The 23773-nt window shown below is 57.2% G+C and carries 21 protein-coding genes and 1 tRNA gene; all 22 read left to right on the top strand.

The features are described 5' to 3' along the window. The first annotated feature begins 101 nt into the window (after positions 1-101). Complete coding sequence (locus tag HMPREF9162_RS08195) at positions 102-458, top strand: hypothetical protein (protein ID WP_009752875.1); 357 nt, start codon at positions 102-104, stop codon at positions 456-458. A gap of 77 nt (positions 459-535) precedes the next feature. After that, the gene (priA, locus tag HMPREF9162_RS08190) at positions 536-2953 is read left to right on the top strand and encodes a primosomal protein N' (protein ID WP_009752874.1); all 2418 of its coding nucleotides are present in this window, start codon (positions 536-538) and stop codon (positions 2951-2953) included. A 67-nt stretch (positions 2954-3020) separates the two neighbouring features. Further along, positions 3021-3890, top strand: a complete 870-nt coding sequence (gene ispE, locus HMPREF9162_RS08185) for a 4-(cytidine 5'-diphospho)-2-C-methyl-D-erythritol kinase (RefSeq protein WP_009752805.1) — start codon at positions 3021-3023, stop codon at positions 3888-3890. A 24-nt stretch (positions 3891-3914) separates the two neighbouring features. Then, the gene (locus HMPREF9162_RS08180) at positions 3915-4652 is read left to right on the top strand and encodes a GntR family transcriptional regulator (protein ID WP_009438951.1); all 738 of its coding nucleotides are present in this window, start codon (positions 3915-3917) and stop codon (positions 4650-4652) included. A gap of 25 nt (positions 4653-4677) precedes the next feature. Next, positions 4678-6042: a bifunctional UDP-N-acetylglucosamine diphosphorylase/glucosamine-1-phosphate N-acetyltransferase GlmU gene (gene glmU, locus HMPREF9162_RS08175; protein WP_009658237.1), complete on the top strand. Its 1365-nt coding sequence runs from the start codon at positions 4678-4680 to the stop codon at positions 6040-6042. Positions 6043-6173: 131 nt separating this feature from the next. Then, complete coding sequence (locus HMPREF9162_RS08170) at positions 6174-7127, top strand: ribose-phosphate pyrophosphokinase (RefSeq protein ID WP_009658231.1); 954 nt, start codon at positions 6174-6176, stop codon at positions 7125-7127. 85 nt (positions 7128-7212) lie between these two features. Beyond that, complete coding sequence (locus tag HMPREF9162_RS08165; protein WP_009752798.1) at positions 7213-8073, top strand: NAD(P)/FAD-dependent oxidoreductase; 861 nt, start codon at positions 7213-7215, stop codon at positions 8071-8073. Positions 8074-8113: 40 nt separating this feature from the next. After that, on the top strand, positions 8114-8806 hold the full coding sequence (locus HMPREF9162_RS08160) for a Crp/Fnr family transcriptional regulator (RefSeq protein WP_009658268.1): 693 nt from the start codon (positions 8114-8116) through the stop codon (positions 8804-8806). 32 nt (positions 8807-8838) lie between these two features. Beyond that, positions 8839-9534 carry a hypothetical protein gene (locus HMPREF9162_RS08155; RefSeq protein ID WP_009658250.1) on the top strand — a complete coding sequence of 232 codons (696 nt, stop codon included), beginning with the start codon at positions 8839-8841 and terminating at the stop codon, positions 9532-9534. 60 nt (positions 9535-9594) lie between these two features. Next, positions 9595-9669 (top strand) — tRNA-Arg (locus HMPREF9162_RS08150). A gap of 118 nt (positions 9670-9787) precedes the next feature. Continuing rightward, the gene (locus HMPREF9162_RS08145; RefSeq protein WP_009752782.1) at positions 9788-12448 is read left to right on the top strand and encodes a hypothetical protein; all 2661 of its coding nucleotides are present in this window, start codon (positions 9788-9790) and stop codon (positions 12446-12448) included. A 29-nt stretch (positions 12449-12477) separates the two neighbouring features. Next, on the top strand, positions 12478-12771 hold the full coding sequence (locus HMPREF9162_RS08140) for a late competence development ComFB family protein (protein ID WP_009658228.1): 294 nt from the start codon (positions 12478-12480) through the stop codon (positions 12769-12771). Between the two features lie 161 nt (positions 12772-12932). Further along, entirely contained in the window at positions 12933-13655 is a 723-nt protein-coding gene (gene cysE / locus HMPREF9162_RS08135) for a serine O-acetyltransferase (RefSeq protein WP_009350080.1), read from the top strand. Positions 13656-13667: 12 nt separating this feature from the next. Further along, positions 13668-15095 carry a cysteine--tRNA ligase gene (cysS, locus tag HMPREF9162_RS08130; RefSeq protein ID WP_009752825.1) on the top strand — a complete coding sequence of 476 codons (1428 nt, stop codon included), beginning with the start codon at positions 13668-13670 and terminating at the stop codon, positions 15093-15095. A 7-nt stretch (positions 15096-15102) separates the two neighbouring features. Further along, the gene (locus tag HMPREF9162_RS08125) at positions 15103-15600 is read left to right on the top strand and encodes a Mini-ribonuclease 3 (protein ID WP_009752881.1); all 498 of its coding nucleotides are present in this window, start codon (positions 15103-15105) and stop codon (positions 15598-15600) included. Continuing rightward, positions 15590-16228, top strand: a complete 639-nt coding sequence (gene thyX / locus HMPREF9162_RS08120; RefSeq protein ID WP_009752827.1) for an FAD-dependent thymidylate synthase — start codon at positions 15590-15592, stop codon at positions 16226-16228. Before HMPREF9162_RS08125 ends, thyX begins: the two co-directional genes overlap by 11 nt. Positions 16229-16279: 51 nt before the next feature. Then, entirely contained in the window at positions 16280-17080 is an 801-nt protein-coding gene (gene rlmB / locus HMPREF9162_RS08115; protein WP_009752876.1) for a 23S rRNA (guanosine(2251)-2'-O)-methyltransferase RlmB, read from the top strand. Further along, entirely contained in the window at positions 17073-17606 is a 534-nt protein-coding gene (locus HMPREF9162_RS08110) for an NYN domain-containing protein (protein ID WP_009752809.1), read from the top strand. The genes rlmB and HMPREF9162_RS08110 overlap by 8 nt, the downstream gene beginning before the upstream one ends. A gap of 95 nt (positions 17607-17701) precedes the next feature. Next, entirely contained in the window at positions 17702-18601 is a 900-nt protein-coding gene (locus tag HMPREF9162_RS08105) for a LysR family transcriptional regulator (protein ID WP_009752889.1), read from the top strand. Between the two features lie 66 nt (positions 18602-18667). Further along, complete coding sequence (locus tag HMPREF9162_RS08100) at positions 18668-20293, top strand: hypothetical protein (protein WP_009752808.1); 1626 nt, start codon at positions 18668-18670, stop codon at positions 20291-20293. A 42-nt stretch (positions 20294-20335) separates the two neighbouring features. Further along, positions 20336-22600, top strand: coding sequence for a TonB-dependent siderophore receptor (locus HMPREF9162_RS08095; RefSeq protein ID WP_009752872.1), 2265 nt, complete (start codon positions 20336-20338; stop codon positions 22598-22600). A gap of 99 nt (positions 22601-22699) precedes the next feature. Then, complete coding sequence (locus tag HMPREF9162_RS08090; protein WP_009752804.1) at positions 22700-23764, top strand: ABC transporter substrate-binding protein; 1065 nt, start codon at positions 22700-22702, stop codon at positions 23762-23764. Positions 23765-23773: the final 9 nt, after the last annotated feature.

Below are 23773 nucleotides of genomic sequence, written 5' to 3'. Positions count from 1 at the left end.
CAAATCTTTTTTCTTATTGTCAAACGGCGTACATTGCCCTATAATACGGATAGATTATTTTTATAACTCAGACATATTACTTGGAGAAGGAGGTCGACGATATGGCTTTGGATCGCGACGGCGTCATCAAGCAGGTGGAGAAACTCAGCGAAGCGCCCTCTGTCTATGAGGGGCTGAAGGAAAAGGCGCAAGCCTTTCTAAGGGCTGTGGATACGCCGGGGGAGAAGCCCGCGTATGCAGCTTTGATTGATGAAATCAAGAGCGACGTTCTCACGATCGATCAGCTCATCGGATTCACGGATTCCCCGGAGGGAATTGCCGCGTTCGGCGAGAAAAAAGCGAGCGGGCTGACGATTGCGGCAAAAAAGGCAAAGTCGCAAGGCGAGACGACTTGTATTTGTCCCGCGTGTCAGGCGGGGAAAGTCATTCTCGAGAATAGGACGGCAATTGCCTCATAAAGAAAAACGACGTTAGGGAAAGGAGCTGCTGCACGAATGATTCGTGTAACAGCTTTTTTATGTGAGAAGAGGAATGCATGACGGTAGCTGATGTCTATATCAATATCCCTGTGAAAAGCATCGCCCGTGCGTTCACCTATCTCCTTCCGCCGGAGCTTTCGCAGGTCGGCGCTGGTTGGCGCGTATTTGTACCGTTCGGCAAGGTGCGCGTGGAGGGCTTCGTCGTTGCGGTGCGTCCTTACGACGCGGCGCGGGACGCTGCGCACCGGCTGCGTCCCGTGCTCGCGGCGGTGGATGAGGAGGCGTGGTTTTCACCCGCGCTTCTTGCGGCAGCGAGGGAACTGGCGGATTTTTATCTCTGCTCTCTAGCGGAGATGATGCGGCTTTTCATGCCCGGGAAGAGCGGACTGCGGATTTTTCCCGTCTACGAGGCCGTGGCGGCGAACGCAGGGCATCCGGTGCTCGCCGACTCCTGTGCGCGCACCGTCTATGACTTCCTCCTGCAGAAGGGCGGGCTGCGCATCGCGGAGATCCGCCGTGCACTGCCGGATGTTCCGGCGGAGGAAACGGTAGAAAAACTCCTCCGCTATCGGATTATAAGCAAGGAATACCATGCGGATCGCCGAGATCGGGCGCGCTATGAAAAATACTATAGTGCCGCCGAAGCACTCACAGAAGAACATTTCGCCGCGCTTACGCGCAAACCGGCACAGGCGCGCGCACTGCATCTTTTCGAAGGACAAGCGGAGTACTCGTCAGTGGCGCTGAAGGAGGCGGGGGTCACGCCTGCGACCGTAAAGCACCTGCTTGCGGCAAATCTCATCGTGGAGCATCGGCGGCGTAAGGCACGCGACAGCTACGGTACGCAGGCGGAGACGGCGCAGAGAGAGGTGCCGCTGACGGCGGCGCAGGCGCATGCGGCAGATACCCTGCGGGAGGGCGTCGCAGCAGGCATCTACCGCGGCTATCTGCTGCACGGAGTTACAGGCAGCGGTAAGACGCGTGTCTACATTGAAACGGCGCGTGCCGTACGCGCACGCGGGCGGCAGGTCGTCGTCCTCGTGCCGGAGATCGCGCTCACAGGGCAGCTCATCACGGCATTTCAAGAGATATTCGCCGGCGACATCGTTGTCATGCACAGCCGACTGTCACTCGCGGAGCGCAACGATGCGATCTTTCGTGTGCGGTGCGGCGAGGCGGGCATCATCATCGGTGCGCGATCGGCGCTCTTCGTACCTGCCGACAATATCGGCTGTATTATCCTCGACGAGGAGCAGGATATGTCGTATAAGCAGGACGAGTCGCCGCGCTATCATGCGCGTACGGTCGCGGAGATCCTTGCACGGCGCTTTGGTGCAATCTTCCTGCTCGGCAGTGCGACGCCCGCACTTGAGACTTATGCCCGCGCACACACGGGCGAGCTGACCCTGCTCACGATGCCGGAGCGCATCGGAAGGCAACCGCTGCCGCGCGTGCGTACCGTCGATATGCGCGAGGAACTGCGGCGCGGGCGGCGCACGATTATTTCGGAGGCGCTGCGCGCGCTCCTCACAGAGACCCTCGCGCGCGGCGAGCAGGCGATCATCATGCTCAACCGCCGCGGGTATTCGACCTTTGTCATGTGCCGCGCGTGTGGAAAGGTCATCACCTGTAAGGACTGCGGACTGCCGCTTGTCTACCATCGGAACGGCGTCTTGCTTTGCCATCACTGTGACGAACGTGCCGCCGTTCCGGAGACATGCCCTTCTTGTGGCAGCCGCTATATCAAATACTTTGGATCAGGCACGGAAAAACTCGAGGAGGAACTTCGGAAGCTCCTGCCGACGGCGCGTGTCCTGCGCATGGATCGCGATACGACGGGGCGAAAGTTTGCACACGATGAAATCCTGGCGCAGTTCCGCAACAGGGAATATGACATTCTGCTCGGCACGCAGATGGTGGCGAAGGGACATGATCTGCCCGGCGTTCAATCCGTCGGTATCATCAGCGCAGATGCAAGTCTCAATTTACCGGATTTCCGTGCATCGGAACGGTGTTTCATGCTCATTACGCAGACGGCGGGGCGCGCAGGGCGTCACGGCACGCAGGGCGAAGTCGTTGTGCAGACGTACAACCCGGAGCACTATGCGGTACAGTGTGCCATGCGGCAGGATTATATCTCTTTTTATGAGAAGGAGATTGAACTGCGGCGCGAACTCTTTTATCCTCCGTTCAGCCGCATCGTGAAGCTGCTTTTTCATGCCGTACGGCGCGAGGAGGCGTGGGGGATGGCGGAGTCGTTTGTCGCCGCCTATAGAAACTATTTTTGTGACGGACAGGGGCGTGCCGTTATAGGACCGTCGCCTGCGCTCATCGAAAAAGAACGGAATGAGTATCGGTTTGTCGTATTGATAAAGACGGACGCGCTCGCGCCTGTACGGGAATTTTTATATGAACAAGATGTTCATTTGAATAATAATATCGCGATTGATATTGACCCTGCCGTAATTTTTTGAAAAAACCATTGTAAATAATTATAAATCATGGTAATCTTGAAACAGATAGGACAATGGGGGAAGCCGAATGGTGACGATTTTCGGATATGCGAAGATCAATTTGACGCTCGACATCTTGGGACTCCGGGATGACGGCTATCATGAGATTGCGACAGTCATGCAGTCATTGGCACTCAAGGATACACTGACATTGCGGCGCAGAGAGGAGGGCATCGGTCTTAGTGTAGATGTGCCGGGACTAGAGTCGGACGAGCGCAACCTAGCGTATCGTGCCGCAGCGCTTCTCATAGAGGCGTGCGGTGTGCGCGGCGGCGTGGACATCGATATTGTAAAGCGTATTCCCGTGGCGGCAGGGCTCGCCGGCGGGAGTGCGGATGCGGCTGCCACACTGCGCGGGATGAACGCATTGTATGATCTCGGACTTACGGATGAGGAACTTTGCGGTTTTGGCGCACGGATCGGATCGGATATTCCCTTTTCCATCATGGGCGGCACTGTGTTTGCCACAGGGCGGGGAGAGGTGATGCGGCGGCTCGCGGATTTTCCGGAAACGACAGTTTTGCTCGCAAAACCTCCGGTTGCGGTTTCGACGCCGTGGGCGTACCGTTCCTATGACGCACATCCGCCGGAACAGCATCCTGATAATGCAGCTTTTTTAGAGGCGCTTGCACGCGGCGATGCGGCATCCTGCGCCAAACTTGCCGTCAACGTGCTCGAGCCGGTGACGGAAGCGGCACATCCCGTGATCGCGGCGTACCGTGCGCGGATGCGCCGAGGAGGCGCCGTCTGCGCGATGATGTCGGGCAGCGGACCTACAGTGTTCGGGCTCTTTGCCGATGCGGATGCCGCTGTGCGTACCTTTGAGACGTTCCGCGCTGAGACGGACGCCGAGGTACATTTGACACGGACGGCAGGACGCCGGAACGAAATGGTATGAGCAATCTGCATTGAAGGGATCTTTATGAACGGAAAACTATCACCTGTTGTCGTCAACAGCTACCAGCCGCTGCGCGATATTGTCTGCGAGGTGCTGCGAGATGCCATTCGCAGCGGAGTTTTGAAACCCGGCGAATGGCTGAAGGAAAATGCTCTCGCCGACGAGCTTTTGGTCAGCCGCACCCCCGTGCGCGAGGCGATTCGCAAGCTTGAGCAGGAGGGGTATGTCGTCACTGTTCCGCGGCGCGGTGCCTATGTAGCAAGCGTATCTATCCGCGACATCAACGAGATTTTTGAGATTCGCGCGGCGCTTGAGGCGTTGGCGTGCGAGCTTGCAGCAGAGCGCATCACCGAGGAGGAGCAGGAGCGTCTGGAGCGTCTGCTGGTCGCTATCGGACGCGCCATCGAAGAGCATGACATGGATCGGATCGTACAGACGGATATCGAGTTTCACGAACTCCTCTATCAAGCTGCGCGCAATCAGCGTCTCCTGCTCATCATCGGCAATCTGCGCGAACAGCTCACGCGGTTTCGTACGATTTCCATGTCGTACCCCGGACGCCTCAAGGCGACGCTTGAAGAGCATCGTGCCATTGTGGATGCCATCGGTTCCGGAGATGCCCGGCTTGCCCGTAAAGTTGGGGCAAAGCATATGGAGCATTCGGAACAGACGCTTCTCTATGCAATCGAAGAGCAGGAAAAAAAGACGGGCACATCGCTGATTAAGCGCAAAAGCAAGAAAAGCAAAGGGGATCCCGAATAGGTATCCTTCAAGATTGGAGGCATATATGTTGGACTTTATTACGGTCATACTGGCGGCGGGCAAGGGCACGCGCATGAAGTCAAAGCTGCCGAAGGTACTGCATCGTGCGGCGGGAAAATCCATGCTTCAGCATGTCATTGATGCGGCATATGCAGCTGGTGCGCGGCGCAATATTGTCATCACAGGATTTGGCGGCGAGACCGTGCGAAAGGCCATTGGCGACAGCGTTGAGTATGTGGAGCAGCAGCAGCAGCTCGGGACGGGACACGCCGTTTTGCAGGCGAAGGATCTCCTAGCGGGCGAACATGGAACGATCATGGTGCTCTGTGGTGACACACCGCTGCTCACAGCGGAGCTGCTTGCACGCTTCCATGAAGAACACGTGCAGGCGGGGGCAAAGGCAACGGTGCTTACGGCAATCATGCCGAATGCCAAGGGATACGGGCGCATCGTCCGCCGCGAAAACGGCGAGGTACTGAAAATCGTCGAGCACAAGGACGCTGCGCCCGAAGAGCTTGAGATCCACGAGGTCAACGCAGGCATTTACTGCTTTGATGCCGACGCACTCTTTTCCGCGCTTGCCAAGGTGACGAACAACAACGCGCAGGGCGAATACTATCTGCCGGATGTGCTCAGCATCCTCCGTGATGCGGGAGAAAAGATCTGGGCGGTCGTTGCCGATAACTACGAGTGCACGCTCGGGATCAATTCTCGCAGTCAGCTTGCCGTGGCGGAGCGGATTCTGCGCAAGCGCAAGGTTGAGGAGTTGATGGCGGACGGGGTGACGATCATTGATCCCAAGACAACCTTTGTCGATGCGGATGTACGCGTCGGCATGGATACAATTATTTATCCCTTCACGCTTCTTGAGGGGGATACGGTGATCGGTGAGGACTGCTGCATCGGACCGCATGTACGCTTCCAAAACGTCGTTGTAGGGGACGGCGTGAAGGCGCATTATACTTATGCGCATGATGCCGAGATCGACAGCCGGGCGGATCTTGGGCAATTCACTCATATTCGCCCGGATACGCATATCGGCGAGAATGTCAAGATCGGGAACTTTGTCGAGGTTAAAAACTCTGAAATCGGTGCAGGGGCGAAACTTCCACATCTCTCCTACATCGGTGACTGCGACATGGGGACAGACGTTAATATGGGATGCGGGACGATCACGGTCAACTATGACGGTAAGTCGAAATTCCGCACGGTGATCGGCGACCGCGCCTTCGTCGGCTGCAATTCCAACCTTGTCGCGCCCGTGACGCTTGGAAACGACGCCTATGTTGCAGCCGGCTCCACCATCACGCGAGACGTGCCTGCAGGGACGCTTGCCGTGGCGCGTGCACGTCAGAAAGAGATCGAGGGCTGGAAAGACAAGAGAAAGTAAGAGCTCCGATCAGTTTCGTGATTCCCGTGAAAAAGCAAGATGAATACACTTCCAAAAGTATTCGGTGCGTGTTATACTGTATGCGGTGTATATAAGAGATCGCGCATGCAGATTTTAGGAGGAACAGAAAGATGAGTTTTGAAACCGACAACGTTTGCATTCTGACGGGAAATGCGAATCCAAAACTGGCGGCAGATATTGCCGAACGGATTGGCGTTCCGCTCTGTGAGGCTTTCGTCGGGCATTTCAATAATGGTGAGACACAGGTGATGATCGAAGAGAGCATCAGGGGCAAGGATATTTTCATTATCCAGTCCACGAGCTTTCCGGTCAACGACAACCTGATGGAACTCCTCATCTTGACCGACGCATGCAAACGTGCGTCCGCACACAGCATCACGGCGGTCGTTCCGTATTACGCATATGCACGTCAAGATCGAAAGACACGCGGACGCGAACCCATCTCGGCAAAGCTCGTAGCGAATCTTATGACAACAGCGGGCGTGACTCGTGTTGTAACGGTTGATCTCCATGCGGGACAGATCCAGGGATTCTTCGATATCCCGGTGGATCATTTGGCGGCGGCGCCCGTCCTTGCGGGTTATTTCCGCGAGCAGAACTATGAAGACCTCATCGTTGTCTCGCCGGATCTCGGCGGCGTGACGCGTGCACGTATTATGGCGGACTTCCTCCATGCGCCGATTGCCATCATCGAGAAGCGGCGCCCCGAGCCGGGACGCGCGGAGGTCATGAATCTCATCGGTGCGGTGGAGGGAAAGACGGCACTCCTCATCGACGATATCGTGGACACAGCAGGGTCTCTCTGCGAGGGGGCAAAGGCGCTCAAGGAGCGCGGAGCAAAGCGCGTGCTTGCCGCCTGTTCCCATGCGATTCTCAGCGATCCCGCGGTCGAACGCATCGAAGCGTCTCCGCTGGAAAAACTCGTTATTACGGACTCCATTCCGGTACCGCCGGAGAAGCAGTCCGAAAAACTCGTCACGCTTTCCCTCGCACAGTCGCTTGCAGACGTTATCGTGCGCGTTCAAAGTCATCGATCGGTGAGCCTGCTGTTTAATCATCATTGACCGAGCAAGTTCCCCGTGGAGAGAAAAAGAGGTGTCGTCTCAGGGGACGCCTCTTTTTTCATCTAGGTTTTTGTAGGAGAAAACGATGCATGTGCTCATCATAGGAGCGGGACCCGCGGGCGTCTCGGCGGCACTCTACGCACGGCGCGGCGGCGCCGACGTCACGGTGATTGCAAAGGAGATCGGGGCGCTCAAGGCGGCGGAGACGATCGAGAATTATTACGGGATCGAGGAGCCCGTCTCGGGCAGCGAACTCGCACGGCGCGGCATTGCAGGCGCACGGCGGCTCGGCATCACATTTGTGACTGACGAAGTGCTGGGGATCACGGGAGACGGTACGTCATTCGCCGTCGAGGGGAAAAACGAACTCTACACGGGCGATGCCGTTGTCCTCGCAACGGGCGCGACGCGCAAGACGCTCTCTATTCCAGGCATCCGCGAGTTTACAGGGCGAGGTGTCAGTTCCTGCGCTGTCTGCGACGCATTCTTCTATCGTGGAAAGACGACCTCTGTTATTGGTGCGGGGGAATACGCGCTGCACGAGGTACAAGTCCTTTTGCCTCACGCGGCGAAGGTGCAGCTCCTCACAAACGGGGGAGAGCCGCCCTCCGGTGTTCCGCCGGAGGTTGCGGTCTATACGGAGCGCATTGCCCGCATTGAGGGAGATCGGCGTGTTGCGCGCGTTGTATTTGCGGACGGGACGACGGCGAATACTGCGGGCGTATTCCTTGCGATCGGTACAGCGGGGACGGCGGAGCTTGCGCGTAAGCTCGGCGTGCTCGTGGAAGACGGCAAAATTGTCGTCAATGCGCAGATGGAGACGAACGTCCCCGGGGTGTATGCGGCAGGCGACTGTACGGGCGGGTTGCTGCAGATTGTCAAAGCCGCTTACGAGGGAGCGCAGGCGGGACTTTCTACCGTACGCTGTATGCACAAGAAGAAATAAGCCGGGATTTGTAGAAATGTGGAAAAAGGGGAGGATGGATATGTCGGCGCGAGTAAGGGATGGCTGCCAATTTAGAGAATACATCCATGCGTTTCCTCTGTGGAATACGCTGACAGAAGAGGAGAAGGAACTCCTTGCCGCACATACGCAGTACGTTCACTATCCAAAAGGAGCGATGGTACATCGCGGCGGATTGGCACGGGTGGCGACCATGCACATTATGTCCGGCAGTCTGCGTGTCTATCTCCTTTCAGAGGAGGGGCGTGAACTCACCCTGTATTTTGTTCGAAAAGGTGATATTACGATTGTCTCCGGTACTTGTGTACTTGAAACCCTGACCGGAGACGTCTATATCGATGCCAACGAGGATACGGAAGTGTTTGTGTCTGATACGGCAGTGGTGCGCCGTATTTTTGAGGTGAATACCGTCGCCCATCTCAGAGCCTATGAGACGGCAGTGAAACGACTTTCGGAGACCCTGTGGAAATTTCAGCAGATGCTCTTTACCTCGGCGGATCGACGTCTCGCCAAATTCCTGATCGAAGAATCCGAACGTACGGAGCGTGATGAGGTAAACTTTACCCATGAACAGACGGCGCACTATCTGGGCACTGCGCGTGAGGTCGTCAGCCGTCTCATTCGGGAATACGGGCATGAGGGACTGGTTCAGGCGTCGCGCGGGCGGATTCGGATTCTCGACCGAGCTGCGCTCCAAAAGCGTGCGGGCGCTTAAAAATTCCCGTCATTGATTTTGCGGAGGTCTCTATGCTGCATTATGTTCCGGCGGTCATCGCATTGCTCCTGCTTATCATTCTGTTTCGTTACCTGCCGGGGCGCGTTTTTTTCATTTTTGCCTTCTTAACCGCAATTATGGGCGGCGTACTGCTTCACACCCAGATGGAAAAGCGTGAGGAGCCGCCGCTCACACAGGAGCGTCTCGCCGCGATGAACCGCGATCAGGAGCTCTTCGTTCCGTGGTGGAACGATTATCAGAAGGGGATCGGGGAACTGGACCGCTGCTGGACGCGCTACCATCAGATCCTTGCTGATGCAAAGAATGGGGAGAGCGACATCAGGGCGACCTATGCGCGTCTCTCCGAGCTTGAACGCGATATGCAGGATCTGCGCGCGCGTATGGACAAGAATGTGCCGCCCGTGACACTTTCGGACGAGATCTATAATCCTGTCGCGAGCATCGTTGTCAAGACGGACGCGTATGTGGCAGCGGAGCAGAAAGCGGTCACGCTGACACGCGCTGCAGCCGATCCTGCGGCGATGCAGGAGAAAAAGCCTGCGGAGCAGGCACGACTGCTCGAACTCGTCATGCTGCGCGAGTCGCCTGTCGCGCTCTTTATTGAGGATGAGATCGGTGCCGTGCGCAAGTATCTCGCGCCTGTTTCTGCCGTGCATCGTGATGAGCGTGTGAAACCGGATGAAACCACGAAAAAGACAAACGATTAGAAAAAAATCTCGACAAGTTATCTTTTTTACGTTATAATACGGCTTGTGCCATACGGCAGCGCGCTCGTAGTCCAGTGGATAGGACGTTAGCCTCCGGAGCTGAAAGCGTGGGTTCGACTCCCGCCGAGCGCACCACTTTTGAATCATTGCCCTGCAAATTTGACGCAGGGCTTTTTTGTCTGAAAAAGGATTTTAACAGAATGCGAAGAATATTACAGCAAGGGATTTTTTATTTTCGCTAGGAGATGAATGAATGACGCGGAGAGAGGTGCAGGGAGCGACGCTGCGGCCAATGCTCATGCGGACGCTGTATTTGAAAAAGAATACCTTTCGGCAGTTTTTCTACGAGAGTTCGCTCCGCTTCGGTGCGCAGATCGGACGTGATATTGCCGCGCTTAAAGACGAGACAGCATCTATTGTCAATAAGAAGTATATGTTTTCATTCGGAACGGACAGGAGCGGCGCGAAAAGCTTCCTCAAATGGATTGCGGATGAGTTCAACGCAGAGGACGTGTCCCATGAGCAGGAAGAGCGCCTGCGCCGGCTTGTGGCGGAGTATCCGAAGATCCGTGCATACATCCGTGTCGATGCAGATCAGCTCGTTTTTGATCATGAACGATTTGCCGAGGATGTGGTCGCCGGACGCTTCAAAGAGACGATCTTCGGACTGACCTTTGATATTCAAAGTATTATTGAGACGGCGATCAACACCGGATCCGTGGCGCTTGATTTTTCCATTGAGCCATTCAAGAAAGAACTCCTGCTGTGCGACCATGTGCGGGCGAACATCCAGCCCTATCCGGAACGCCTTCTCACCGATATGAGTCTTGGACATTGGGAGCTGTATGAGGAACTGACGGACGACGGACGTGAGGACAGCGTATGTCTGCGCCTGCCGCCGACGGATTTCCTCGTGGCGCGTCCGCCGCAGCTCGACGTGATCATGAACGGAACGTGTGCTATTGACTTCGGCACACGCAGTACGGTTGTCGTCTGCCGCGACCGCGATGCGCGTCTCCTGCGCATCGGCAAGGGAGATTATTCCCATGAGCCGACCATTCAAGACTATGAAAATCCGACGGCAATCGAGTTGATTGATATCGAGAAGTTCAAGATGCTCTACCGTGCGCGCGAAGGGCGTCCCTATACGGAGTGGGCGCAGGTTACTGCGTCGCATCAGGCGGCGGATGCGATCTTCGAGCGTCAGTCTACAGAGGGGATCTCGGTCTACTACTCCGTATTCAGCGAGTTGAAACGCTGGACGCGCGATACGGCGAACTCACCGATCCTCAAAGACCGGCACGGTTACATCCAAGAGGTAAAGCCCTATGCCGAGACACTGCCGCTCGATGCGGGCGGATTTGACCCCATTGAGATCTATGCATATTACCTTGGACTTTACATCAATAATATGCACCGCAGCATCTATCTCGACTATATTCTCTCGTTCCCGGTAGGCTATGAGAAGGATGTGCGCGAGCACATCCGCATGAGTTTTGAACGCGGTCTGAAAAAGACCCTGCCCAAGGCGCTGCTTGACGATGCAGAGATGATGCGCCGCTTCCGTGTCTACGACGGGGCAAGCGAACCTGCCGCCTACGCCGTCAGTGCGCTCGAGGCATACGGGCTTGAGCCGAAGCATCCGGGCGACGAGGTCGCCTACGGCGTCTTTGACTTCGGCGGCGGCACGACAGATTTTGACTTCGGCGTGGAATATGTGCCGGAGAACCGGCGGCGCAAGTTCATCATCGAGCAGTTCGGCTTTGGCAGTGATATGTATCTCGGCGGCGAGAATATTCTCGAACTGCTTGCCTACGAGGTGTTTAAGGACAACCTCTCAGAGATGCGAAAGCACAAGATTACGTTTGCGCTGCCGCCCGAGTGCGAGACGTTCGCGGGGGCAGAGGCGCTCGTGCGCGAGACGCGAGACGCGGCATCACATCTCAACAACAAGATCCTCGCCGAGCGGCTGCGTCCGTTCTGGGAGCGCGGCGCCGGCTATGACGAATTTGCGACAGGCGACGGCTTCAAAACGACGCTCACGCTCTTTTCCTCGGAAAAGACCGGGAATGCGGGCAACCGTGCGCAGGTGCATATCGACATCGATGTGCGCAAGCTCGAGCGCACGCTTGAGGATCGGATTCGGCGCGGGGTGGAAAACTTTTTCCAAGCGATGGCAACGGCGTTCAAGGGGCGCACTGTACGCCAGGTGCACATTTTCCTCGCAGGCAATTCCTGCAAGGCGCCGATGGTACGCAAGCTTTTCGAGGAGTACATTACGAGCCGGATGGAGAGTACCATGCGCGTACCGCAGACGGGCAAGAGCGATGCGAAAGGAAAACAGAGCGCGGATGCGGGAAAATCCGCCGTGCCGCGCAAGGACGATCCGTTCCTGCTCTATCTCCCGCTCGGTATGGAGGATGAGGAGGCCGGAAAAGGAAAGAAGCTGAACGGTGATTTCGACCGCATGCGCACGGGCAAGACCGGCGTTGCGTTTGGACTCCTGCGCTGCCGCAAAGGCGGTAAGGATGTCAAGATCATCAATAAGAATGTGGACGCGCACGACGAGCTTCTGTTTCCGTATTTCCTCGGGAGCCTCAGCGAGCGCGGCTGCTTCCGCGTGGACATCGACGCACGTGTCGACTACGGTACATGGTCGTACTTTACTTATGCAGATGAGGACGAGTTCGAGCTTTACTACACACAGGAACCCCGCGCGCTGCAGGGACATATGAAGGCATCCGAGGTGCGCATGGTACGATGTATCATCGACGACGACGATGTGAGCGACGACGATGAGGTCGGTGTCTATATCCGTAAAAAATCGCCGAATACTATTGAGTACACTGTCGCCTCGGAGAAAGCGCTCGGGGGAAAGAATTATAAAGGGAAAATATACACGGTCCGACTTTAATTGCTTTATATGCCGGGAGGAGCAGCGTGATGCATCATTTGCCGTTCAAAAACTATATGGAGGACGCCGTCAATCATATGCTGAATCGGCTGGCGCCGCAATACCCGCACATTTGTATGTGCGAGCGCTGCCGTACGGATATGATGATGATCGCGCTGAACAATCTCCCGCCGCGGTATGTCTCGACGCATAAGGCGGACGTTCTGCGGCGCGTTGAGAGCATGGAGATGTCGTACGATGTGGAGGTGCTGACGGAGACCGTGCGCGCGATGCAGATCGTACACGGACAGCCGCATCATAACCGCAACGAGGAAGGGATCTGACCTTATCATAGGAATAGGAACACCCGCTGATAAAAATTTGTCAAGCGGGTGTTTTTTTGGTAGAATAAGAACGACTGCAAAGAAAATCTGTGCGTCGGCGTCCAAGCGGGTGCGGACGCATTTCTTTTGCGGGCTGTTTGTTACCGGGAGAGGATGCTGCTATGTTCGCGAGGATTCGCCGCGATATTCGCGTTATCTTTGAGCGCGACCCTGCCGCGCAGAGTACGCTTGAGGTCGTACTCTGCTATTCGGGGCTGCACGCGATCTGGGCACATCGCCTTGCGCACGCGCTCTATCTGCGCGGCTGGGTGCTCGTACCGCGTTTGATTTCAAATGTCGCTCGCTTTTTGACGGGGATCGAGATTCATCCCGGTGCGACGATCGGCGAGGGTCTTTTCATCGACCACGGCACAGGCATCGTCATCGGCGAGACGGCGGAGATCGGCAGGAACGTCACGCTCTATCAGGGCGTAACACTCGGCGGCACGGGCAAAGAAAAGGGAAAGCGCCACCCGACGATCGGCAACAATGTCGTCGTCGCCTCAGGCGCTAAGGTGCTGGGCTCGTTTACCGTCGGAGACCATGCGAAGATCGGCGCGGGTTCGGTCGTACTCAGACCCGTTCCTGCCCATGCGACGGTCGTCGGCATCCCGGGACGTATCGTCATGATGAAGGGGCACCGTGTCCGTACGGAGGAAGAGCTACTTCGCGCACGCGCGCTGTCGGCGGAAGAAGGGGAGAGTGTCGAGGAGATCGCCGCAGAGCTGGACGTCGACCTCGACCACGATATCCTACCCGATCCGATCGCAGAGGGCATCGAGCTGATGCGGCAGGAAATCGAGACCCTCAAAGAACGCCTGCATGCCCTTGAGGAAAGATCATAGAGGAGTCCTATCATGCTTACTGTGTATAATACAATGACGCGAAAGAAAGAGGAATTTCATCCGCTGAAGGAGGGCGAAGTCAGCATCTACTGCTGCGGTGTGACGCCGTACAATGATCCGCACATCGGCAATGCGCGCCCCTTTGTCACGTGGGACGTCATTCGCCGCTATCTCGCGCGGAAGGGCTATCGCGTGCGCTACATTCAAAACTTCACCGATGTGGATGATAAGATCATCAATGCTGCGAACCGCGCGGGCGTGACGTGGAAGGAGATCTCGGATCGCTATATCGCAGCGTATTTCACGGCGATGGATGCACTGAACGTGCATCGTGCCGACGTATTCCCGCGCGTTTCAGAGACGATGGAGGACATCATTCGCATGGTTGGGACTCTGATCGCACGCGGCTATGCCTACGCGACGAGCGAGGGCGACGTTTACTACAGCGTGGAGAAATTCGCGCATTACGGAAGACTGAGCGGTCGCAGCCTCGACGATATGGAGGCGGGTGCGCGGGTCGAGATCAACGAGACGAAGCGTCATCCGATGGACTTTGCCCTGTGGAAAGCGGCAAAGCCAGGCGAACCCGCATGGGAGAGCCCGTGGGGCAAGGGACGCCCCGGTTGGCACATCGAATGCTCCGCAATGTCTGTGAAGTATCTCGGCGAGGCGTTCGACTTCCACGGAGGCGGCAGCGACCTCATCTTCCCGCATCATGAGAACGAGATCGCGCAGGCGGAGCCGTGCATTGACGGACACGAGAAATTCGCGCGCTATTGGCTGCACAACGGCTTTATTACGATTGACAATGAAAAGATGTCGAAGTCGAAAAACAACTTTTTCACGGTGAAGGACATCCTTAAGGAGTTCCCGGGCGAAGTGATTCGCTTCTTCATCCTCCAGACACATTACCGTAGCCCGCTTGATTTCAGCGACGAGCGCCTGCGCGAGGCAGAGGCGGCGCTCGCGCGCCTTGCCCATACGAAAGAGGTGGTCGACGAGCTCTCGGGACGCGAGGGAACGGCGGATACAGCCGCCGCGCTTGTGGCGCAGGCAAAAGATTTCCTCACGGCATTCGACGCGGCGATGGACGACGACTTTAACACGGCGCTCGCACTCAGTCAGATGTTCGGGTTGTCCAAGGAAATTAACCGATACCGGCAGGAGCTCGAGCACGGCACGGCGTTCGATGCGGCACATTTCGCGGAGGCGGCGGACGCCTACCGTACGATGGCGGAGATCATCGGCATCTTTGAGCAGGAGCCGGCTGCGGTCGAGGGCGGTCTTGCGGACGGTCTCATGGAGATCATCATCGCTCTCAGGCAAGACGCGCGTGTACAGAAGAACTGGGCGCTTGCCGACCGCATCCGCGACGAACTCAAAGAGCGTGGCGTTGTTCTCGAGGATACCCCGACCGGTGTGCGCTGGAAGAGAGCATGACCGCAGTATGAAATTTGAACGCTTTCAAGAGCTTGTGCATATGATGTTCGCGCCGGATGCGGCGGGGAATATCATCACACGCTACGAGACGGTTGATGCGCGGGAGGTGCATCCGCTCGTGCTCGCCTACGTGGGGGACGCGTATTTTCATCTCTATGTGCGGATGCGGCTGCTTGCCTACGAGCAGGCAAAGGTGCAGATCCTCGATACGTTTAGCGCGCAGATCGTCTCGGCAGTCTGGCAGGCGAAGGCATACCGCGGCATTGAGTCGATGCTCTCGGAGGAGGAGCGCACGATTTACCGCCGGGCGCGCAATACGAAGAGTCATGCGCCGCGCAGCGCAACGGTCGCGGAGTACCATGTGAGCACGGGCTTTGAGGCGCTGCTCGGGTCGCTCTATATGCGTGGAGAGACAGCACGGCTCGAAGAGATCGCGGAAGCGGCGTTTCAAATCATCGCTAAAGAGATGATGGAACAGATAAGGAACAATTACAATGGAAATTAAACTCATATCAAAGACGCCGAACTACCTCAGAACCTGCTGGACGGCGGCGCGTACCTGCTACAGCGCGGACTCGCCCATCGAGCTCCTCACGCAGGAAAAGACGGACGAAGAGATGCTGCGTCTGCTCGATCGCATCATGAAGAGCAAGCACCTGAGCGTGGTCGAGCACTGCGCCATGACGTTTGCCGTCAAGGACGTCTCGCGTACACTCCTCGCGCAGTACAGCCGCCATCGCATCGGTGTCTCGCTGAGTGTGCAGAGCCAGCGCTACGTCTCCGAGCAGTCATCGAAGCAGGCGGGCGGACTCTTTGGTCATGTCGTTCCTCAGACCATCATGGAGAACGGCGAAGCACATGTGCGCTATATGGACTGCATGAAGGCGATTCAGGCGGCGTATGACGATCTGCTCACGCTCGGCGTTGCCAAACAGGATGCACGGTTTGTCCTGCCGGGCGGCGCGTGCACGAATTTCGTTACGACGCTCAATCTGCGCTCCTTCATGGACGTCTATGAAAAGCGTGTCACGACGCCGGGGGCGCAGTGGGAGATCAAAGAAATGATGCTCCGTATGCGCGATCTCATCGTCGCGGAGGAGCCGTGGCTTGAAGCATACATCCCACGTGCATAAGCATCGCAGGCGCGTGGACATACAGGCAGAACCGGTGAGAGGAGCGCATTCATGAAACAGGAAAAGCGGTACACAGAGGAGGCACCGATAGAGCCGCCTGTGGGGATTCTCGCCGGACGTCATGCGATCACCGAGGCGATCAAGGCGGGGCGCGGAATCAACCGCATTCTCATCGCGGACGGACTGCATGGCAGCGGCGTGCGGGAGCTGCGCGATCTTGCCCGCGCGCATGACATTACGGTCGACATCGTATCGCGCGCAAAGCTCGATGCGGCGGCGCAGGGGGCACGGCACGGGGGGATGCTCGCCTACGCCGCGCCCGTCTCTTACGTGCCGGTCGAGGAGATTATTTCCTCCGTGCGGGCGCGAGGGGAGGAGCCGCTCCTGCTGCTGCTCGACGGGATCGAAGATCCGCACAACCTCGGCGCGCTCCTGCGTACGGCGGACGCGGCGGGGGTACACGGCATCCTCCTCCCCCGCCGCCACAGTGTCCCGCTCACCGAGACGGTGGCGCGTGTCTCCGCAGGCGCACTCGAATATGTCCCCGTCACACGTATCGGCAACATCGCGCAGACCATACGTGCGCTGAAGGAAGATGGCTTTTGGATTGCGGGCGCCGATATGGCGGGAAGCGATACCTATGACAAGGCGAACCTGACGGGCGCGCTCGTTCTCGTTATCGGCAGTGAGGGGCGCGGCATGAGCCGCCTCACGCGCGAGCTTTGCGACTTTACCGTGCGCCTGCCGATGCGCGGGAAGATCAACTCGCTTAATGCGTCCGTCGCAGGCGCGATCCTTATGTACGAGGCGATGCGCCAGCGTACGGCGAAAGACGCGGTGCCGCATGGCTAGGGCAAGGGAATGCGCATACTACATCGTCGACGGCTACAATGTCATCAACGCATGGCCGGAGCTGATACGGCTGCGCGGCAACCTTGACGAGGCGCGCGATGTGCTCGTTCGCATTCTTGCCGAATACGGCGCATTTGAAAACTACGAGATGACGATTGTCTTTGATGCCCTCTTTACCGAGGATGAAGAACGCGTCATCGAGCTCGGGCGACGTCTGCGCGTGATTTACACCGGTGCGGGCGAGACGGCGGACAGCTGTATCGAGCGCATTGCTTACCGTGCAGTACGCGAGGGGCGCGAAGTCCACGTCGTCACCTCCGACAGCGCCGAGCAGAGCGTCATTCTCGGCGCGGGCGCTTATCGCATCCCGTCGCCCGAGCTGCGCCGCTCCGTCAAAAAGGCAAAGAAATTGATGAAGGCAGAGTACATCATGAAGCATACACAGCCTGCGGGGCGCATTGAGGTGCATGAGCGGCTCGATCCCGCGACTGTTGCACAGCTTGAAGAACTGCGCAGAAAGAAATAAATCCGTAAAAGACTAGATATAGAAAAACATCATGAAAAGATGAGTTGCGGCATTTTCCGGCCACTCCGACGTATTCGTATGTATGAGGAAAACGCATGGAACTCAAAATCCTGACGACATTTAAGACCATCATTCGCACCGGGAGCTTCTCAAAGGCAGCCCGTCAGCTCAACTATACGCCGTCCACAATTACGTTTCACGTTGCGCAGCTCGAGGAGACGGCAGGCGTGCGGATCTTTGAAAAGAGCGGTCGGCGCATGGTTTTAACACAGGCGGGCGAAGCACTTGTTCCGTATGTGGACGACGTGCTCGAAGCCGCACGCAAGATCCAAAATTTCCAATATGACATCTCGGACTACCGCGGCGCGCTCACCATCGGCGCACCCGAATCCATGCTCTGTTTTCGCCTGCCCACGCTCCTCAAGCGTCTGCACCGGCAGGCGCCCCATGTGGATCTGCGCCTGCGCTCGCTGACAAGCCGCGATGTCGTGACGGCGCTGCATGAGGACACCGTGGATATCGGCTTTGTTTACAGTGTGCATGAGAAAGACAGGGAGCAGCTTGATTTTCGGGCATTTGAGAGCAGCCCCGCGCATTTTTACGCATCGCCGTCGGTTGCAATGCGCTGCCCCGATATGAAGACGAGCAGACAAACCGTCGCTGATATCACGCGCGTCGCGACGCCGATGCCGGGGGAGATTCGCGCTCTGCTGGATGACTATTTGAGTAAAAAAGAGATCACATTTGGCAATACCATCGAGCTGCGCAGTACGCAGACCATCATCAACCTCATTGAAAATGACATGGGTGTCGCGCTTCTGCCGGATTTCGCCGTGCAGGATCGCGTAACGCGCAAGGCGCTTGCTGTCGTGCCGTCGGAAAAGATTCACGTCCGCTCCTTTTGCGGCACACGAAAAAATAAATGGCACAGCCCCGCGATGACACTCTTTTTCGACGTTTTGTCGGAGTATAAGGACACGGCGGACAGTTGCTAGCGGTTGACCGGAGGTCTCGGCGCAGCGATGCGCCGGGGCGCCTTTCTTTATTGAGGAGAGATGCGTATGGAACAGATAGCTGCCGAGGAAATCACGTCGTTTAATACGAGTATGGATCTTCTGTGCCGGCGCCGCGATCTCGTTCTCGTCGTCCCGGGAGCGCTGATCTGTCTGCGCAGCCTCTATCAAAGAGCCGCGCTGCGCGGCGTGCTTTCGCAGCTGCGTTATGTTATCCTGCGCGAGGAGGACTATGTCGTCGGTACGATGGAGGAAAAGCTGCGGGATGTGGTGCGCGCGGCGGGAAATCTCCCCGGTGTGCGTGTGATCGTCATCTATCTCTCCTGCCTCGATATCCTCGTGCGGCTTGACTTCGCGGATATAGAGGCGCGCCTTTCGGCGGAGACGGGATGCGTCGTGCGCTGTTTTTTCCGCGGACCTCTTGCCAAGGCGGACGCCATGCCGCACGAGACGGCGGAGGATATACTGCGCAGCCTGCCGCCGGAGGAGACGTGCATCGAGGCGGATATATCTCTGCCGCCGCCCATGAGCGATATTGCGGGCGCAGCGGATTTCCTGCGCGCAGCGGATACGGCGAATGTGCTTGTCACACCGTCGGGCTGCCGCAGCCCCATCGCGCGTATGGATATGACGCGGGAACGGCGGGACGTCTATGCCGCGCTTCCCTCGGCGGAGGACTATATCTTCGGCATGGAAGAGACGATACGCACGCAGGTGGAAGAACTTGCGGCGGGCGCCGCATTCCAAAAGCTGAACCTTCTCGGCTCACCCGTGCCTGCATTCATGGGGATGCAGGAGGAATTTATCTTAGAAAACTTGTCGTCCTGCGGCTGCAAGGGGAAGTTTTTCCCGACGAGCGGCTTTCAGGATGCCGTCACGGGGATTGCGGCGGCGTCTCTGTCCTTGGTATGGGAGGCTGCGGCAGATTGGGGGACGACATCATCCTGTGTGTATGTGCTCGGTTGGAGCGAGATGCTTGTCGGTGCGTGCGCACAGTTTGCAGCGGCGGAAGATTTTTTTGCAAAGCGCGGATATAGGATGCATATAGCGGGGCGAGATGTTCTTTCGGAACGCCCCGCGCTTGCTTGGTGCGTATCAGCTGCGGGACTGCCTGCGGCAGATTGGCTGCATGACACTTACGATATTCCTGTGCTGCAAACGCTGCCGCTCGGTGCGCAGGGCAAAGCGGCATGGGAGCGGACGGCGGCAAAGATGCTCGGCAGGACGTACCGGGCGAATGCGGCGCAGGAGACCGCAGGGAGTAAATCATATGGGCGGAACAGCGAACGTATTCTCCTCATCGGCGATCCGATTGCCTCGCGTGCCATCGTGTGCGTCCTGCGCGCTTACGGGTATTGTGACATTCGGTGCGCGGCGTACGCGTGGACGGATGAGACGGCGGAACTCTATCGCCGTGCGGCAGGGCGTGAGGAAATATTGTGCTTTCAAACCCGTGAAGAATTAGAGCCGCTGTGGAATGCGGCTGATATCGTGGTCGCCGATCCTGCATTCTGTATCGTGTACGGCGAGAAACGCCTGTTGCCGCTACCGACCGGGTACCTCTCCGGCAGAGATGCTGTGTGCGCGGGCGGGGGCGTCTTGGGTGCGGCGTTCCGGAGGGCGCTCGCCGCATTTCTTGGCATACAGGGAGGGGGGATACTTCAAAAAAACTGAAATAATGATTTTAATCTTTTCGATTGCTCTAATCAAGTGATTATGATAAAGTCTGAAACAATTCTAGTTGACGACATCAAAGGGGGATTAGAACATGACAAAGAAAAAATTGCATCTCTTCTTACGCTATGGCTTGCGGGCAGCGGAATCGCAAGTGCGGCACAGCCTGAGATACAGAGCGATAGGATGCAGGCGGAAGTCGATACCTATGAACTGCCCGCAGTTACGGTGACGGGGACGCGTGCACTTGCCGATACGGACGGACGGCTCGTTTTGCCGGGCGGATTCCAGGCGGAGCAGACGAATTTCGGCCTGATGGGAGATCAGGACGTCATGCAGGTGCCATATACGGCACAGAGTCTCACGACAAAGAATTTTGATACGTTCGCTGCACCATCAGGTGACGTGAATCAGGTGCTCGCGAATGTTCCCTCGCTGCGCGTCGGAACCTCACTCATTAAGACGGACTTCTCCGCGCGCGGCATGCTTGCAAACGGTTCGGCGATGTACCTCAACAATGTGCCCGGCTTCTTCATCATGGCAGCGGGTCCCGTGACGAATACGATTGGACGTGCCGATGTGATGGTCGGGCCTGCAGCGACGCTGTCCGGCTCGGTGCAGTCGTACAATGGCCCGGACGGGGGTCAGCCGGTCTCCGTGTATCTCTATACGAAACGCCCGGAGAAGGGCGATTTCACGCGCTACCGGCAGACGATGGGCGGCTACGGCCACTACGGCAGCTATATCGATGTGAACCGCAGCGGTCTCGGTGACGGTACGTTCGGCGTGCGTGTCTACGGCGAGCACAGCGAGGGGAACTTCTCCGTCAGCGGTGCGGGACGGAGAAAGAGCAACATCTTTGTCGATGTGAGCCGCGAGACACCGAAGACCACGACGAATCTTTTCGGCGGCTATTACAAGGATCATCTGCGCGGGACGGAGCGGCGCTTCCAGATTCAGCGCACGGCGCGGCAGGTGCCGAATGCGCCCGATGCGAGCCGCAGCTACGATGATCCGAATCTCATGTACAGCGGCTGGGACGGTTATCAGATCACACTCAACCACGAGCAGCGGATCAATCCGCATACGAAGTGGTTCCTGAACGCGGGTACGAACGATATGACGAACCGCCGCTTCATCTACTGGACTCAGGTTACGATCGATGGGGACGGCAACCTGCGCGGCAACCGCGTCTGGTCGCAGTATTTCTATCTCAAGAGCCGCTACGGACAGATCGGGGTAAACCATAAATTCCGCACGGGCGTAGCGGAGCATGACGTGACGCTCGCCGTGGACCGCTCGTGGCGCGTCCAGTACAACAATACGCGGCGCGACGCTCCAAATGCTCATGTGACAGGCAATATCTACTCCGGCATCATCTACAATCCCTCGATCTACAGCTATGACATCTCCGGCAGCCTCGGCCAGAAGTTCCAGTATCAGGAGATGGATACGAGCATCAACCTGATGGACAATGTAAAGATCGGGAAGTGGAACCTGCTCGCTGCCGTGACGCGCCGCCATGGCAACTACCGTGCCGCAGCTGCTTGGAATCAGGTGTCCGACACGCAGTATGCACCGACATTCGGTGTGACGTATGCGCCGACGGATCGCCTCTCGGTCTACGGTGCATATGCAAAATCTACGACGCGCGGGCAGGTGGTCGGCAGCGGCTATGCCAACGAGGGGGAGATTGCAGAGGCAGTCAAGGTGACACAGAAGGAGCTCGGTGTCAAATATAAGTTTGGCAGCATGTATGCAGCACTCGCATACTTTGATGTGAACCAGCCGAACTACGTCGAGGTTCCGAATCCTGCGAATCCCCTGCTGCCGTTCTATCGGCTCGACGGCGAGAACCGCTATCGTGGAGTTGATCTCAGCATCACGGGCGCAGCCGCACCGAAGTGGAATGTGTTCGGCGGCATCCAGTACCTCCATGCGCGCCAGCAGCGGACGCAGGGAGGCGCAAACGACGGCCTGCCGACGGACAGCTCGGCACCGTGGAGTGCAGTTGTCGGCCTTGAATATATGCCGAATGACGACTGGAGCATTACAGGCCGCATGAACTATGTCTCGCGCGGGACGATTATCGGCACCGGCCGCCGCGAACTCTCTGTACCGTCATCGGCAGTATTTGATCTCTTTGCGAACTATCGGACGAAGATCGGAACGACGCCCGTGTCTCTGCAGGCGTCCATCTACAACGTATTCGACCGCAGCTACTGGATCCTCCAGCCGGGTCAGGGGAGCAAGCTCCTCCTCTCGATGCCGCGTACATTCATGCTGTCGGCGACGTTTGATCTCTGACGGCGCAGCACAGAAGATACAGACGGGACCGCTTCTGAGGCGAATATGCCTGCGGGGTGCGGTTCCGTATTCTAATTTATTCGGATTCGGAGGATGATCATGAAACATCGTTTGTCATTTGCTTTTCTTGGGGCGCTGATGCTCCTCTGCGCCGTGCTTGCAGGATGCGGGCAGCAGCAGACATCCGCGCCAAAGGCGGAGCGGATCGTGATGGACACGACCGGGCGTGAGGTACATTTGCCGGGAGAGGTCAAGAGCCTGGCCGTCGTACCGATTCCGTGGGCATCGGTCATCTACGCCGTCGATGGGACGGGAGCCCGTATCGCGGGAATGCATCCGTCCGCTAAGGCCGCCTATGAAATCTCCATGCTGAAGACGATGGCGCCGGAGCTAGCAGATGCCTCCACCGATTTTGTCGGACAGGATTTTGCCATTCATATGGAGGAACTCGGCAAACTGAAGCCGAGCGCCATCGTCGTTTGGAATTATCAAGAGGAGGAAATCAAACAGCTGGAGGCGCTTAAGGTTCCGACCATCGCGTTGAAATACGGCACGATGGAGGACTTGCAGAACGGCATCCGCGTCATTGGAAAAGTGCTCGGCAAAGAGGACCGTGCCGAGGAAATCATTGGGTTCCAAAAGGACACAATGGCCTATTTCGACGGGAAAAAGGCGGCACTCGCGGACAAACCAAAGCCGAAGGTCCTTTATTTATACGATGAGAATCTCAAGGTTGCGGGCGGCAAAGCCGTCAATACCATGATGATTGAGACGGCAGGCGGCGCGAATGCGGCGAAGGAAGTCGACGGAACATGGGTCAATGTCACGATGGAGCAGGTCGCCGCGTGGAATCCCGATGTCGTGATCGTCAGCAATTTCTCGCAGGTTCAGCCAAGCGATCTGTTCGAAAACAAGCTCGAAGGCCAGAACTGGAGCAATATTGCCGCCGTTCGTGAGGGTCGTGTGTGGAAAGCGCCCATCGGCCTCTACCGTTGGGATGCGCCGTGTGTCGAGACGCCGCTGATGATCAAGTGGCTCGGACAGAAGCTGCATCCGGACGTCTTTAACGACTATGTGCTTGCCGACGATATGCGCAGCTTCTATGAGAAATTCTTCGGTTATCAGCTGACCGACGAAGATTTGAAGTTCATTTTCCATGAGTGAGGCCGGGTT

The organism is Selenomonas sp. oral taxon 137 str. F0430 (genome assembly GCF_000183625.1).
In the GTDB taxonomy this organism is placed as follows: domain Bacteria; phylum Bacillota; class Negativicutes; order Selenomonadales; family Selenomonadaceae; genus Centipeda; species Centipeda artemidis.
Note: the sequence above shows the minus strand (reverse complement) of the source record. Positions and strands in the feature narration are given on the sequence as shown.

Excerpts from the sequence above, each read along its gene's own strand:
- glmU (WP_009658237.1), top strand. The coding sequence starts at position 4,678 with ATGTTGGACTTTATTACGGTCATACTGGCGGCGGGCAAGGGCACGCGC.
- HMPREF9162_RS08105 (WP_009752889.1), top strand. The coding sequence starts at position 17,702 with ATGGAACTCAAAATCCTGACGACATTTAAGACCATCATTCGCACCGGG.
- priA (WP_009752874.1), top strand. The coding sequence starts at position 536 with ATGACGGTAGCTGATGTCTATATCAATATCCCTGTGAAAAGCATCGCC.
- HMPREF9162_RS08155 (WP_009658250.1), top strand. The coding sequence starts at position 8,839 with ATGCTGCATTATGTTCCGGCGGTCATCGCATTGCTCCTGCTTATCATT.
- HMPREF9162_RS08090 (WP_009752804.1), top strand. The coding sequence starts at position 22,700 with ATGAAACATCGTTTGTCATTTGCTTTTCTTGGGGCGCTGATGCTCCTC.
- HMPREF9162_RS08165 (WP_009752798.1), top strand. The coding sequence starts at position 7,213 with ATGCATGTGCTCATCATAGGAGCGGGACCCGCGGGCGTCTCGGCGGCA.
- HMPREF9162_RS08095 (WP_009752872.1), top strand. The coding sequence starts at position 20,336 with ATGATAAAGTCTGAAACAATTCTAGTTGACGACATCAAAGGGGGATTA.
- HMPREF9162_RS08145 (WP_009752782.1), top strand. The coding sequence starts at position 9,788 with ATGACGCGGAGAGAGGTGCAGGGAGCGACGCTGCGGCCAATGCTCATG.
- HMPREF9162_RS08125 (WP_009752881.1), top strand. The coding sequence starts at position 15,103 with ATGAAATTTGAACGCTTTCAAGAGCTTGTGCATATGATGTTCGCGCCG.
- ispE (WP_009752805.1), top strand. The coding sequence starts at position 3,021 with ATGGTGACGATTTTCGGATATGCGAAGATCAATTTGACGCTCGACATC.
- cysS (WP_009752825.1), top strand. The coding sequence starts at position 13,668 with ATGCTTACTGTGTATAATACAATGACGCGAAAGAAAGAGGAATTTCAT.
- thyX (WP_009752827.1), top strand. The coding sequence starts at position 15,590 with ATGGAAATTAAACTCATATCAAAGACGCCGAACTACCTCAGAACCTGC.
- cysE (WP_009350080.1), top strand. The coding sequence starts at position 12,933 with ATGTTCGCGAGGATTCGCCGCGATATTCGCGTTATCTTTGAGCGCGAC.
- HMPREF9162_RS08110 (WP_009752809.1), top strand. The coding sequence starts at position 17,073 with ATGGCTAGGGCAAGGGAATGCGCATACTACATCGTCGACGGCTACAAT.
- HMPREF9162_RS08100 (WP_009752808.1), top strand. The coding sequence starts at position 18,668 with ATGGAACAGATAGCTGCCGAGGAAATCACGTCGTTTAATACGAGTATG.
- HMPREF9162_RS08160 (WP_009658268.1), top strand. The coding sequence starts at position 8,114 with ATGTCGGCGCGAGTAAGGGATGGCTGCCAATTTAGAGAATACATCCAT.
- HMPREF9162_RS08195 (WP_009752875.1), top strand. The coding sequence starts at position 102 with ATGGCTTTGGATCGCGACGGCGTCATCAAGCAGGTGGAGAAACTCAGC.
- HMPREF9162_RS08180 (WP_009438951.1), top strand. The coding sequence starts at position 3,915 with ATGAACGGAAAACTATCACCTGTTGTCGTCAACAGCTACCAGCCGCTG.
- rlmB (WP_009752876.1), top strand. The coding sequence starts at position 16,280 with ATGAAACAGGAAAAGCGGTACACAGAGGAGGCACCGATAGAGCCGCCT.
- HMPREF9162_RS08170 (WP_009658231.1), top strand. The coding sequence starts at position 6,174 with ATGAGTTTTGAAACCGACAACGTTTGCATTCTGACGGGAAATGCGAAT.
- HMPREF9162_RS08140 (WP_009658228.1), top strand. The coding sequence starts at position 12,478 with ATGCATCATTTGCCGTTCAAAAACTATATGGAGGACGCCGTCAATCAT.